The sequence below is a fragment of the Virgibacillus sp. MG-45 genome, from assembly GCF_036409425.1.
Classification (GTDB): Bacteria; Bacillota; Bacilli; order Bacillales; family Amphibacillaceae; genus LDC-1.
Genome location: NZ_JAXOFU010000004.1, coordinates 159702 through 172464, shown reverse-complemented (window position 1 = coordinate 172464; position 12763 = coordinate 159702). Strand labels below are relative to the sequence as shown.

The following is a 12763-nucleotide window of genomic DNA, read 5'->3' as shown; positions in this document are numbered from 1 at the left end:
CCACTTTTCATAGCAAAGAAAAAGCATCCTCGAAAGGATGCTTTATGTTGACTCTAAAGTCGATAATTCTTTTTGTAAATCATGAAAATATTTATCTTCGAAACGTTTTCTATTCATGTGAACCACTTTAATACGTATCCTAAATGGCTTTTTAGTATACCATTTTTTAAGGTTCATCATTAACTCTGAGTAAGATAGTTCTCCCAATCTATACAACATAAAAAACAATTTAGGTCTACTCTGAACATTTTTAATAATTAATTCTTGTTCTTGAATAGATAATTGTGATTTTTTTAACTTTCTAATTATCTTTTCTTTCTCCCCATATATTCTATTCACGGCTTTAAACGGCATTCTGAGGAAAAGATCAAAGAAAATTATTGTTAAGAATACACCGGTAAGAAAGTCTCTAGTATAAACTAAGATGTTCGCGAATGTAAACAATATGAAAAACAATACTGCGACAACCAATGCAATGAATACATTCTCAAGTATGAACACTTTTAGCCAACTCCTTTCCCGATTGTTTTTTCTCAATCTGATATGATTCATTTAAGTTATGCATCATAGTTATTGTTCCCGTAAACACCATAGCATAAACTATTGAGACCATCTTCAGATAATTACTCACTTCAAATTCTAATGAGAATACAGGAATGTAATTAGATGAAAAAGTAACGACTTCTTCATGATTAACTATAAGAATACCTGCTACACCTAATATATTCAACATTAGAACAATAATTCCTGCTATAAACACTGGAATTATGAAAAATTTTAAAAAAGTTTTTACAGATAACAACCGATGAAAATCTACTAAATAAGGAGCTACAAAAATTGTGTGAGTTATAAATAAGTTGCGGGCATCATGGGGAACACCACCAACATAATTTATTAAGAAAATCCCTATAAAAAAGATAATTATTTTGACTGTTTTCATGACTACCCACCTTCTATAAAGAAGAAGTTATATGTCTAAATATATCATACTATGGATTATTTTGGTAGTTAGCAATCAAGTAATCTTCTAATTAGTAAAATCTCTCATTATAATAAAATTCCGTATTATGATTCGCTGAAAATTCCACCTGGCCAATTGGTAGCTTCATAAAATTACTCTGTAATATCACCACTGCATTCGTAATGTCGCTTCCATTTACAGTTACTTTTCTTTTGGAATAGTCAATTTGAAGTACGTCTCCTGCAATAAAATTATAATTAAGTTTAATCTTTCCTATATCATGCAGTTCTGTTTTACCAGGAGACTTAAAAATAATTTCGTATCCACTTTGGTTCGTTGCGAATGTTGTTTTGGTTTTCCAATTAGTGCTTCGATAGCCACCGATTATATTGGTAGATGTTAAATTAACTAAAAGATATTTCTCTTTACTGTACTTTTCTTTACAAATAAACTCTATTTCACCTTCAGCCCAATATGAATACTCTTCAAGCCTCATCTCGCTTTCAACTTTTGCTAAATAAAGTCGATTAGGCTCATCATGGAATTCTAACTTCTTGTATTCTTCATGAATTAACCAACCAGCCATATCTTCCTTTTTTCTCTGTAAATCAGTAAAACCGTCATGTTTTATTAATACTGGAACTTTAACAAACTTTAATTCACCCTTAGATGTCCAAGCTGGTCTTGTCCTACCTCGTAAGACGGTAATATAATCTTTTTGTATTCCATTAAAAATCATTCTTACCGCCTCCTTTGTTTGAATTGACTATATTGATCTTCTTGGAATCGTTGCTTTATAGGTTGATAAACCGATTCAAAAGCAACTTCAGCTTTAAATTCTTTTTGCAATATCTGCATCAATATTTGATTCTGTTGTAAGACGGCTTCCAGTAACTCTTTACCATATTTATCTTCTTTGGGTCCTGCATCTTTTTTATTTACGTTTGTTCCACTCAAACCCTTTGCCAACAATGCCAACAACTTCATAAATCCATTAGCATTCTCTAAGTTAAAAAGGCTTTGCCAGTTGCGAGTTCCATTTGCATAATACCTTTTAGGCTTTAACAGTTGTTTGGTTGTCTTAGCAGGAACAACCTGTGTTCCTCTTGGCAAATTCGGATATAAAGTTGGCTTGTCAGAGCTTAAAAACATCTTTCCGCCAGGAAGCTTTACTAACTCTCTACCAGCATTTAACCCTTTCCCATCACCTAGAACAGCATTACCCCCTGGATGACCAGATGGCGGTGTGCCCTCAGCGTACGCGAGCATTTGACCGCCACGATGCAACTTAACACGCTTTGTTACGTCAGTTGCAATGCGCCTTTCTAGTTCGTCTATGGTTGGGGATGTTCGTAAACGTAAGTCTTTATAAACTGTTTTTCCCGCAACCTTATTCATTTCTTCTAACTTTTCTCTTGCTTGATCTAACTTTCTCTGTTGTTCTCTTATCTTATCGTTTTGCTCCTGGTACTCCGTGGTGTTTCCTTTTCCCGCTTCTTTCATTTCTTGTAGTTTCTTTTTAGCTGTATCGATGTTTTTCTGTTCTGCCAAAATAGCTTCGTTTGCTTTTCCTTTTTCAGAAACGATGCCTTGTTCATACAAAATCATTTGTGCATAGTCTGCTAACAAATCATCAAACGCTTCAAGCTCTTTGTTGGTTTCTTCAAGAGATTTTTGTTTCTCCTTAATCTCCTTTTCCGTTTTTGCGATGATGATGTCTTTGTCCTCAATAACGTTTTTTAAGCCTTGCCGTTCAATTCGAAGAAAATCTTCTTTTTCTTTGATGATTTCTAATTCTTCAGATGTTGCTCCGATTTTATTGGTTTGCAGGTCAGCGACTTCTAAATCGATTTCTCTAATTCGATCGTGGAAACCTAGCTTCTTTTCGATTTCTTTTGTTCTGTTCTTTTCGAGCGTGTCTAATTCTGACTGTAATTCTTTTTGTTCTGCTAGGTTCTCTTTTTGCTCTTTTAGTTCTTCGGTGATAGCTTGGTAAGTTTCATCTGTTAAACGTTCTCTTTCTAATCGATTCAGTTCTTTTAATTCGTCTAATTGGTCTGCGTATGCTTTTCCTTGTTCAGATACAGCTTTGACCACGTTAGGTGACTTCTCGATTATATAATCGTTGAGTTCTAAAAACTTTTCCATTTCTTTATTCGTCAATCCAGACTTTTTCAAGAGGTCTTCTTGTTCTGTTGTTAAGTTTTTGATAGCTTCGTCTGACTTTGCTTCTTTTAACTCAGCCAGCACATCCATGTAGCGTAGCATTTCATCTTTAGTGAGTTCGTTTTTATTCCTTAATTTCTCATACGCTTCAATGGTTTTGTCGAGCGAATCAATTTCTTCTCGGCGTTTTTCAATGCCTTTTTGTACCTCAACCACACTATCGCCAGTAGCTTTACTTAATGCGTAGATTCCAGCGCCTAATGTAGCGACTGTGCCAATGGCGATGCCAACGGGACCCGATGACACTCCCATTAATCCAATACGACCTAGCAATCCTTTTCCACTAGCAACTCCGATAGTTTTGGATAGCGCACCCATGCCCTGCATTAAACCGCCAATTCCAAATGTTAGCTTTCCGGTCAAGCTTAAAACGGGGCCTGCAGCTGCAGCTAATAATCCAAACTTAACAATATTCTCTTGTGTTTTTGGACTGAGTTTAGCAAACCAATCAGTTAAATCCTTAGCACCTTCAATTAAATTATCTAGTGTTGGTCTTAAATTTTTATAGCCGGTTATAAATAAATCTTCCATTTTGGATCGTAACTCTTTTAAACTACCAGCTAAATTATCCTGCATCGTATCTGCCATATCGCCGGCTACGCCTTCGCTATCTTTAATAGCTTTGGTCAGCTTTTTGTAATCCTTTTCAGATGCGTTTATAATAGCCAAAGCACCAGACATGGCTTCTTTACCGAATATTGTGGCCGCAGCTGAAGCTTGTTGTTGCTTATCTAATTTTCCTAGATTTTTACGTAAGTCCAGCATTACACTGTCAAATGCTTTCATGTTACCTTTGGAATCCGTTAGGGCAATGCCATACTTCTTCATTTCCTTATTCATAGATTTAGTAGGCTTGGATAAGTTGGTCATCATAGTACGTAAAGCTGTACCAGCTTTTTCGCCTTTTATACCAGCGTTAGCCATTAATCCAATAGCCTTTGACGTATCTTCAATGGTATAACCTAACGCACCAGCAACTGGAGCTGCATATTTAAATGCTGCACCTAAACCACGTACATCTGTGTTTGCATTACTTGATGCCGCAGCTAACACATCGGCCATTCGACCACTGTCTTTGGCGGCTAATCCAAACGCAGTAAGTCCATCTGTTAAAATATCAGAAACACTTGCTAAATCTTCACCGGATGCCGCAGCTAAATCCATCGTACCGCCGATTCCATCTACCATATCTTCAGCTTTCCAACCAGCTAATGACATATAATAGAATGCATCAGAAGCTTCTTTTGCACTGAATACAGTCGATGCTCCCATTTCACGCGCTTTAGCTTCAAGCACTTTCATTTGCTTAGCACTTGCTCCGGAAACTGCACCTACTTTAGACATGCCCGATTCAAAGTCAATGCCAGTTTTTACAGCTGCTCCACCTAACAAAGTTAATGGTAAGGTGACTTTTTGTGTTAACTGTCTTCCGGTGTTATCCATGCCTGTACCAAAAGCTTTCATCTTGGAGCCAGTATTATCGAGGACAGTGCCCATCTTTGTCCAATTAGAGTTGGCAATCCGTTGTTCTTCTTTTAATTTAGCGAGTTCATTTTTGGTACCTTCAATATAACGATCTAAATTATTCAAAGCTGCAGCTTGCTTGTTGTATTCAGTTGCTGCCTTTTCAGCTTCCTTAGAGCCTTCCCCGTGCGCCTCAACCATCTTGTCATAGGTTTTTCTAGCATTTTCGGTGACAGCTTTTTGTACTTCAAGCTTTTTGTTTAGGCCTTTTAATCGAGTCTCATATTTCCCTACTGATTTATCACCGCGATCAAAGGCAGACATATTGGCTTTCATTTCACTGTTAACCAGAGTTAACTTTGACTTTAAATCTTTCAAGCCACTGTCTACCTTCATTGTCTCTAAATCAAGACCGATCGACAGACCTTCTATTCTTTCCATTGGTTACCTCCTTTCTTGGAGATAATTAAAAATCCTTAACCACCACCAAACGCAGCGATTAAGGATTTTTCTTTTCTTGGTTTATTCTTTTCTTTCATTAATTCCATGACAAAATGGATTGGCATATCTAGTATTTCATTGATGTCCTTTCCATTTTTCATCATTTCTACGATGAGCTTATCCATATACTCCGCATGTTTGGCGACAGAAAAGTCCTCATCGCTTAACTCTTCTTCGCCAGGAATTTTTTTGTTTCATCTGACTGCTGACCTTGTGCAACGAAGATTAATTGATCCATTAATACATCTTTGCCTCCAGGTGCGTGAAGACGATTATAAATATCATCTTTCGTGATTTTACCTGCGTATATGTCATTGGCTACAAAATCTGCTATCTTATCAAATTTATCTGACTCAGACTTTTCAATGTCTACTTCAATTTCGTTGTACAGCTGGATAGCATCTCTTGCTACCCTCAAAGGGATAAAAGCAGGAGTCCATACCTTTTCAATTTCAGCTTCTTCACCTTTCATAGCAGCTTCTGGATTTTTAACAAGCTCCAACATGTTTCGTTTCAAATTTGCCATTCATATTCCTCCTAATATAAAAAGAGCAGGGAATTAATCCTGCTCTTCTACTTTTTCGATCAACGCTTTACCTTGTTTATTTTTAGCAGATGCTAGTTCATTAATCCGCTTCTTAGATACTTTCTTTCCTTCTACCGGAAAAACGTCTCCTACGTTATAAGGTCTGCTCTCATCTTGCAGATCTTCAAAATAATGTATCACTACATATTTCACATCGTACACCTCCTCAATAGCTTTGACATATTCGTATGATGCTTTACTTTTATCTACAGTTAAATCCTCATCAAAAGGAGTATGTGTAACGTATTTACCTTTGAAAAATAAGTGTTGGTTATCATCTATAACACCCGCGTTATGCAATATCTTGGTTTCCTGGCACCGATTTATATCATCTGTTGGCCAGCAAAAATCTAGCTCTTTTGGAGTTTCAACTTTTATTCCAAAGTGATAAACATTCCATAGTTGAGCCCACATTTCAGCTGTCCATTTTTGAATGTCGGTATTTGATTTACTTAGCAACTTATAAAGTGTATTTGAATCCTCGTAGACCTTTTTCCAATAATCATAAGTTGGGTTTTTAATAACCCATTGCGCTCCACCAATTGGATTGTTTTTTCTGATAAGAGTAGGATCGATTCCGATGGCATTGCACATATCATTCAGCAAGTTTTCATCCTTGCTGTCGATATAGTCATTGCCGATATACCAAGTGCAATCTGATGCATACCACGTTGTTTTTGTAGGTTTTACGTTAGGGATGTCTCGTAATATAACATCGCTGTCCAAATAAAAATATGTGTCCTTTTCTCTTGATGGATTTTCTTCTAAATACCGCATCCATAAATAAGGTTTAACAGATGGGATATAGCTTTTGTCTTGCCGTTTGTCATCATAGATATGGACTTCGACTTTATATTTTTCTTTTAAAAAACTCGGTACACGATCGTCTTCCCGAGTAAACAGTAGGACGATATCACGTATACCGAGTTTTTGTAATCTTGTTAAACAAACTTCTAATTCCCACTCAAACCGCTTTATAGCTGGTTGGCATAGAATATACTTCATATTTTATTATGCTCCAGCACCAGTTGTTGTGGTCGTTGTAGAGCTTGTTGTAGTTGTCGTGGTTGTTGTGCTTGGATGTGGTTTTCCAAAGATCTTCATAAATAGGGCATCCCGGTTTTTGGTTTGTCCCTTCGCATCTTCAGCGAAAATAACTGACTTCTCTTTAGAAAAGCCGTCCACTTGGCGATCCATAAATTGTGCTACTATTTCTTCGCTCGAAAATTCTACGCCCTCACCTTTTGTTTTTCCTGTAATATTTGGACGCGTAAACATCCCCTTAGGCAACCCCACATATTCGCTGGATCCGTCTTCAAAGGTCTTAGCGAAGATTACTGCTACATATGGTGAGTTATCGTCACTTCCGGCAGCAGTCAATCCATCTATCGTTTCCCATCCTAGTAATCGTTGCTTATCTTGAATAGGAATTTTATGAAATTGCGAGGTTACCGAAATGTCGCCGTTTGAAGTAGCCATTTCTGCTGTTTTATTACTTCCATAAGCTCTTACAATTTCCTGCGGCATTTCTACGTTAATATCTTGTAAAAAGTCAACATGTTCAATATATTGCGCTACAACGGCATCCCCTACTTCACCATAATAAAACTCATCTACACCAGTTGAAGCATGGTAATTTTTCTTTTCTTCTTGTGGCACTATAATCACTCCTTGTTATTTATCTTTAAAATCTGATCGATACAATTTTCCTCTATACCTACGCGCATCGCGAAATACACCTTTGTCATATTCCTTAGGTCCTGTCTTTTGAGCAAAACCAAATTGCTCCCACATAATATCTCTTACCTTATCCGCAACAGCATCTGTTAGCTTTCTATTTGGAGACCAAACTTCTACTTGTAAAAGGTAGTCTAATTTAGTCCACGTATTATCTGCATAGTCGGATGGCGTTGGAGGTCCAAGTGGGTCAATAATAATAAACGGTTTACTTACATCGCCAGTTTCAGGATACTCATAAAACTTAATCCGTCCCACTACATTCAGTTGGATGTATTCATCTGCAATCAAGGCGTTGTAAACTTCATCTAAAATGTCCATTACAATCCCTCTTTCAATGCCTTTCGAACTGCATTCCGGTATGCAGTTTCACTATTTCTCATCGCTCTAGCAATGGCACCTTTACCTGCTGGATTAGGATTATTAACAGTACCCCACTCGTTTAGGTGGATAATACGATAGCGCCCGTGTGGTCCTTTCCAATGTATCGCCACTGTACGGACACCATTCTTCCAAATAGGACCCTTTATTGTGATTTCCTCAATGCTATATCCTTGATCTTTAAATCGTTCAAACTCTGATTTTAAGGCTTTCACAAATTCATTCGCCGCATCCATCAAAGCTTTATCACTTATTCGTTGCATTTTATCTTTTCCAAACCTGGACTCCAGTTCGGTCAGTAACTTTTCAAGACCCGTAATTTTAACACTCATGATTTAATACCTCCCACAATTTTTATAAATGCATTGTTTTGTGGATCGGGAAAATCAGCTTTGACATTAAAATGCTTTCCGCGATATCCCCTGGCATCAATTTCAATATAGTGTTTATTCGATGGGATATAATCATCCAATGGATCACGAATAGTGATCGTGACGTCTTCAACAGTTCCATTGGTTTTTGCTTGTTCCAGATCTTTCATCCAAACATTATCCACCTTCGCAAAGCACTCATATAATACTTTTTCCGGTTTTTCACCAGGCTCTGGACTATTATTAGGTGCATACTCAAAAAACGTAACCGGAACTCGTAAATCACCTGTATTGACTCGTGGTGGTTTATATTTAAAGTCCCGCATCTTTCATACGCTCCATTTCAATAGCTAATCCTAAGCTAGTAATCTCACTCAAAAAGTTTTCTTTAAAATATTCAAGTGCATCATTGTAGGCGTATCTGGTTCGTTCGAAAACAAGTTCTCTTGCTTGGATATCAATATCCGTATTTCCACTAATCTCAAAAGGTCCACAACTCTTTTTGATAGCGATAACAGAAGAGGACAACAAACTCTTTAAGTTGTCGTCCTCATTATGCGAAATGTGCATCCGCTCTTTAAATTTGTTTAAAACTTCCGGTGTGATTGTCAATCACATCAGCCCCTTAAGCCCCAGCGCCAGTTGTTGTGGTCGTTGTAGAGCTTGTTGTAGTTGTTGTTGTATTGCCATTAAGATTTAGATCGTATACTTGTGATGCGTACTTATCCTTTGGCTTTCCAGTTGCGTATTGTTTTTGGATAAATAGTGTAGCATCTTCTAGTGCCATCGTTTGATCATACTTCTTTATTGGTTCACTTCCGCCAAGTGCAGCAATATACTCCCCTTTAACAAAGAAAAGCAATTTCCCTTGTGGCACAAAGACGGATTCAGATGTAATTGGATTAAAAGGTAAATTGGTTACGTAAGCACCAGATGCATTTTGAACAGTAGCATTTGCCTTGATATCAAACGTGTCAAATGGGTTGGAAACCATAACCACCTTACCTTCAATTAGCTTTGGTTCATCAGCTTCTGTTTTTCCATCTCCTTTTAACTTCTTAGCAAGAAGCTTCATAACGTCCTTCATTTCATTGATTGTTACACGACCTGGCTCGAATGTTAAAGTGCCTGCTGAATCCTTATCAGGATATACTCCATCAACTACACTACCGTTTGGATCTTTCAATAGCCCGATAGGTTGGTTTTTCCCTGTACCGGCAACAAAGCCACGCTCAAGTCCAACAGCCATTGCCTCTTTAATAATTGTTCGAACATAACGTTCAACCCACTCTGGTCCTAGCTTTAACATATCGTTTGCTAGTGGGATAAACGCAGTTAATTTAAGCTGCGTGATTGATTCTTTACGGAATGCCGCATTTAGTTGTCCTTTAATACCATCAAACAATGGTCCCCATACAGCCGCACCAGATGGATCAGAAAATATGAATTCGGTAACTGCACCCAAGTTTTCTAGTCCAAGATGTTGTAAAAGAGGATGCTCTTTTTTCAGTTCCTCAAAAATTCGCTCTTGCGTTGTTTTAGGCAGAGTTTCTGTTTCCTTAAATCCTCCAGTTTCCACAACTGCATTAAAGAACTTGTGCTCTTCACTGGTGAGTACGTTTTGACCGCGAGACTGCAGCACTGCATTATCAGCCATACGCGTATTTACTTCATTTAAAATATCTTTCTGTACATCGTTGGCTAATGCATTCAGCATTTTATTTAATGCTTCTGTTTGTTCTTCAGGAGTTCCTTCCTGTGTTGCTTTAGCAAATGCTAATTTTTCTTCTTCAAAATTTGTAAATGTAATTGGCATTGTCATTCTCCTTTATTTTAAATTTAAAAAGAGCTCTGATAGATTCTGCTTTGGAGCAGTTTCTTGATCAGGCTCTTTTGGTTTTTGATTATTCGATTGAGCTGCATATTTTGCAACTAGACTTTCTTTAATGTTTTCTGGTTCATTTTGTTCCTCTTCAAGCTCTTCGATTTCAATTTCATCTGCGATAACATCTGCAAAACCTAATGCAACTGCTTCATCAGCATTTAACCAGGTTTCTTCTTTTAGCAGTTCAGACAGTTCTTCCTCACTTCCTACAAATCGTTTTCGATAAGATGCGGTTACTGCCTTATCAACTTTTCGTAGGTCTTTCGCTGTCTTCTCGAATATGTCTGCATTGCCATACTCAAATGTACTTGCCTGGTGAATCATCATCATCGTATTACCTGGCATTATGACTTCATCTCCTGCCATAGCAATAATCGAAGCTGCACTTGCTGCCCAACCGTCAATATGAATAATAATCTTTGCTTTATGGTTCTTTAGGATATTTCCGATAGCAATTCCATCAAATGCAGAACCACCACCACTATTGATGTGCACGTGAATTTCTTCCACATCCGCATTTTCAATTTGTTGTAAGATATTCTCTGCACTATTTCTCCAACCGCCGATAAAGCCATAAATTGATATTTTCAAGCTGTGTTCTTCCTGGTTAACAATATCAAATCCTTGTTTGGTGTTAAGCACTTTGTTTAAGTCGAATTTACTCACTCATTCTCACCTCCTTCTAAGTCGTCTGTATAGTTTTTGGTAATGTAATATCTTTCGAGTATTGGATTATCAACTTCCTCCCAACCCAACTTGTCACGTAAATCATTACCATTTGCCACCCCAGATGCACGTAACTTATCAACTGCTGCCGCAACGTCAAATATGTCACGATACGACGGTCTGCGAATATCCATTTTCTTGCCATTGAAATATTCGGTACGAGTAAATAATTGCCCATTAAACTCATCACCAATAGATTTAATAAAAGGATCGATACAAAACAACATATAGTTACGAGTAGGTTTCTCTATATCAGCCATTTCTCCAAGTATTAAAGCTGGAGGTATATTTAAAGCTCTAGCAACTTGTTTTAAGAAACCATCTGCAACCTTGTCCACTTCTTCCACGGACTGTGCTTTTGTCTCTTTGGAATGTTCTTGGTAGGCGAATCCCTTTTGCTGTGGTACAACTGCAATGTCTTTCTTGGAAAAAGCATTATATAACTTATCAATAAACGTTTGTAGCCTTTCAGTGGTCTTTGGATCTTTACCCAAAACATCATTGACATCAACTGTACCTCGAATTTGATTCTTTCTTTTCTGAGCATCAACAATTCGACCAAACAATTCCCCATAATCCTTATAAAGTCCGTCTAGCAAAGGCGTTAATTTCTCATTGCTGTACTCCAGGTAAAGCACATCTTCTCGCTTAAATGATCGCTTAAACTCGTGATCTTTAATAATTACATCTTTAAACACATCTCCATAGACAGCATATTTAACCCTAGTAAACGAATCGGCAACCAACAGATCCTGCGTGTCAGATTGAATAATAAGACACTCGTTATCATAAATCAGCTTGTAAATCACTTGCTGCCAAAACGTTGCAGCTGATTGGTTTATGTTTGGTCTTACATTCAACCGGTAATAGAGTTCACCTTTTAGCGATTTATCGCCATCCCTTATGCGAAACTCTGACATACTAATTGTTCGTGAGATAAAATTAATACATGTTTGGATTGCTAACTTTTTCATTTGGATCCGATTCGATGTATCTTCTATCAAATTTATATCCAGCATTAAGTCTATTTCGCTATTTCGTTTGAGGATATTTCCTAGGAATCCCAAATTTTAATCACCTCCCTTTAAAGTTATTTGTGGAATACCTAATCGATCTCTATTTTCATTTATTCGACTCATCCCCTGTAAACAGTATTCTTTTTTTAGCTCAAATCCTATCCAGTTTCTTTTTGTATTATCACAAGCAACCGCGGTAGTAAAACCACCCATACAACTATCAAGAACAACCTCACCTTCATTAGTGTAAGTGCGAATTATATACTCAAATAATGATTCGGGTTTTTGTGTAGGATGAAACGTATTCCTATCCCTCGGAAAAGACACAACCGACTTTGGAAAATTGGTGTACCTTACAACATGGTATTTATTTAAGGTGTCGTTTTGTTTTCCCAATACCTGCATATTTGTTTTTCTTTTTACCTTTTTAGGTTTTATTTTTAATAACCCTTGAGGATTGTAAGTTGGTAATTTTTTATAAAACACACAAATATTTTCATGGTTTTTTAATGGCATCCTGTTTGCATTTGGAAAACCAGTTACATGATTCTTTTTCTTCCAAATCCACTCATAACGAAACCATTTTAAATTTGAATTAATCAACTTAGTTGTAAATGGTTGACTTGCAGTTAAAACAATTGCGCCATTTTCTTTAATAACTCGTTTATACTGTTCCCACAGTTTCTCAAAAGGGATAATTTCATCCCAGCTGCAGTTGGTTGTACCATAAGGTAAATCGCATAAAATTAAATCGACTGTCCCATCAGGAATATATTTCATTCCTTCTAAACAGTCCATGTTATAAATCGTATTTTGTTCTATGTTCATTTCTTTTCCCCTCTCGACATGATATAATTCTAAAGGGGAACGTTTGTTCTCTTTGTGTATAGAGATCTGTTAAAACAGGTC

Annotated in this window: 16 protein-coding genes; all 16 read right to left on the bottom strand. The window is 37.0% G+C overall.

From position 1 onward, the window contains the following. Positions 1-42: 42 nt before the first annotated feature. Complete coding sequence (locus SPK86_RS06290; RefSeq protein ID WP_330948903.1) at positions 43-501, bottom strand: hypothetical protein; 459 nt, start codon at positions 499-501, stop codon at positions 43-45. Next, complete coding sequence (locus SPK86_RS06285) at positions 488-940, bottom strand: hypothetical protein (protein WP_330948902.1); 453 nt, start codon at positions 938-940, stop codon at positions 488-490. The genes SPK86_RS06290 and SPK86_RS06285 overlap by 14 nt, the downstream gene beginning before the upstream one ends. A 91-nt stretch (positions 941-1031) precedes the next feature. Continuing rightward, the gene (locus SPK86_RS06280) at positions 1032-1700 is read right to left on the bottom strand and encodes a distal tail protein Dit (protein WP_330948901.1); all 669 of its coding nucleotides are present in this window, start codon (positions 1698-1700) and stop codon (positions 1032-1034) included. 2 nt (positions 1701-1702) lie between these two features. Continuing rightward, the gene (locus tag SPK86_RS06275) at positions 1703-5092 is read right to left on the bottom strand and encodes a phage tail tape measure protein (protein ID WP_330948900.1); all 3390 of its coding nucleotides are present in this window, start codon (positions 5090-5092) and stop codon (positions 1703-1705) included. Positions 5093-5127: 35 nt separating this feature from the next. Beyond that, entirely contained in the window at positions 5128-5277 is a 150-nt protein-coding gene (gene gpGT, locus SPK86_RS06270; protein ID WP_330948899.1) for a phage tail assembly chaperone GT, read from the bottom strand. Positions 5278-5315: 38 nt separating this feature from the next. Then, positions 5316-5678: a phage tail assembly chaperone G gene (gene gpG, locus SPK86_RS06265; RefSeq protein WP_330948898.1), complete on the bottom strand. Its 363-nt coding sequence runs from the start codon at positions 5676-5678 to the stop codon at positions 5316-5318. Between the two features lie 33 nt (positions 5679-5711). After that, entirely contained in the window at positions 5712-6743 is a 1032-nt protein-coding gene (locus SPK86_RS06260) for a hypothetical protein (RefSeq protein ID WP_330948897.1), read from the bottom strand. A gap of 6 nt (positions 6744-6749) precedes the next feature. Beyond that, positions 6750-7397 (bottom strand): major tail protein, encoded by a 648-nt coding sequence (locus SPK86_RS06255; RefSeq protein ID WP_330948896.1) that lies wholly within the window; start codon positions 7395-7397, stop codon positions 6750-6752. 15 nt (positions 7398-7412) lie between these two features. After that, positions 7413-7796: a hypothetical protein gene (locus SPK86_RS06250; protein WP_330948895.1), complete on the bottom strand. Its 384-nt coding sequence runs from the start codon at positions 7794-7796 to the stop codon at positions 7413-7415. Further along, complete coding sequence (locus tag SPK86_RS06245) at positions 7796-8188, bottom strand: hypothetical protein (RefSeq protein WP_330948894.1); 393 nt, start codon at positions 8186-8188, stop codon at positions 7796-7798. Before SPK86_RS06245 ends, SPK86_RS06250 begins: the two co-directional genes overlap by 1 nt. Further along, complete coding sequence (locus tag SPK86_RS06240; RefSeq protein WP_330948893.1) at positions 8185-8553, bottom strand: phage head-tail adapter protein; 369 nt, start codon at positions 8551-8553, stop codon at positions 8185-8187. The genes SPK86_RS06245 and SPK86_RS06240 overlap by 4 nt, the downstream gene beginning before the upstream one ends. Further along, complete coding sequence (locus SPK86_RS06235) at positions 8540-8839, bottom strand: phage gp6-like head-tail connector protein (protein WP_330948892.1); 300 nt, start codon at positions 8837-8839, stop codon at positions 8540-8542. Before SPK86_RS06235 ends, SPK86_RS06240 begins: the two co-directional genes overlap by 14 nt. Before the next feature lie 13 nt (positions 8840-8852). After that, the gene (locus SPK86_RS06230) at positions 8853-10043 is read right to left on the bottom strand and encodes a phage major capsid protein (protein WP_330948891.1); all 1191 of its coding nucleotides are present in this window, start codon (positions 10041-10043) and stop codon (positions 8853-8855) included. A gap of 12 nt (positions 10044-10055) precedes the next feature. Beyond that, positions 10056-10778, bottom strand: coding sequence for a head maturation protease, ClpP-related (locus tag SPK86_RS06225; protein ID WP_330948890.1), 723 nt, complete (start codon positions 10776-10778; stop codon positions 10056-10058). Beyond that, positions 10775-11905: a phage portal protein gene (locus SPK86_RS06220; protein ID WP_330948889.1), complete on the bottom strand. Its 1131-nt coding sequence runs from the start codon at positions 11903-11905 to the stop codon at positions 10775-10777. Before SPK86_RS06220 ends, SPK86_RS06225 begins: the two co-directional genes overlap by 4 nt. A gap of 3 nt (positions 11906-11908) precedes the next feature. Continuing rightward, complete coding sequence (locus tag SPK86_RS06215; protein ID WP_330948888.1) at positions 11909-12682, bottom strand: DNA-methyltransferase; 774 nt, start codon at positions 12680-12682, stop codon at positions 11909-11911. Positions 12683-12763: the final 81 nt, after the last annotated feature.

What these genes read in the sequence shown, in the direction of transcription:
- SPK86_RS06285 (WP_330948902.1), bottom strand. Translation starts at nt 940, where the DNA reads ATGAAAACAGTCAAAATAATTATCTTTTTTATAGGGATTTTCTTAATA.
- SPK86_RS06280 (WP_330948901.1), bottom strand. Translation starts at nt 1,700, where the DNA reads ATGATTTTTAATGGAATACAAAAAGATTATATTACCGTCTTACGAGGT.
- SPK86_RS06275 (WP_330948900.1), bottom strand. Translation starts at nt 5,092, where the DNA reads ATGGAAAGAATAGAAGGTCTGTCGATCGGTCTTGATTTAGAGACAATG.
- gpGT (WP_330948899.1), bottom strand. Translation starts at nt 5,277, where the DNA reads ATGGATAAGCTCATCGTAGAAATGATGAAAAATGGAAAGGACATCAAT.
- gpG (WP_330948898.1), bottom strand. Translation starts at nt 5,678, where the DNA reads ATGGCAAATTTGAAACGAAACATGTTGGAGCTTGTTAAAAATCCAGAA.
- SPK86_RS06260 (WP_330948897.1), bottom strand. Translation starts at nt 6,743, where the DNA reads ATGAAGTATATTCTATGCCAACCAGCTATAAAGCGGTTTGAGTGGGAA.
- SPK86_RS06250 (WP_330948895.1), bottom strand. Translation starts at nt 7,796, where the DNA reads ATGGACATTTTAGATGAAGTTTACAACGCCTTGATTGCAGATGAATAC.
- SPK86_RS06245 (WP_330948894.1), bottom strand. Translation starts at nt 8,188, where the DNA reads ATGAGTGTTAAAATTACGGGTCTTGAAAAGTTACTGACCGAACTGGAG.
- SPK86_RS06240 (WP_330948893.1), bottom strand. Translation starts at nt 8,553, where the DNA reads ATGCGGGACTTTAAATATAAACCACCACGAGTCAATACAGGTGATTTA.
- SPK86_RS06230 (WP_330948891.1), bottom strand. Translation starts at nt 10,043, where the DNA reads ATGCCAATTACATTTACAAATTTTGAAGAAGAAAAATTAGCATTTGCT.
- SPK86_RS06215 (WP_330948888.1), bottom strand. Translation starts at nt 12,682, where the DNA reads ATGAACATAGAACAAAATACGATTTATAACATGGACTGTTTAGAAGGA.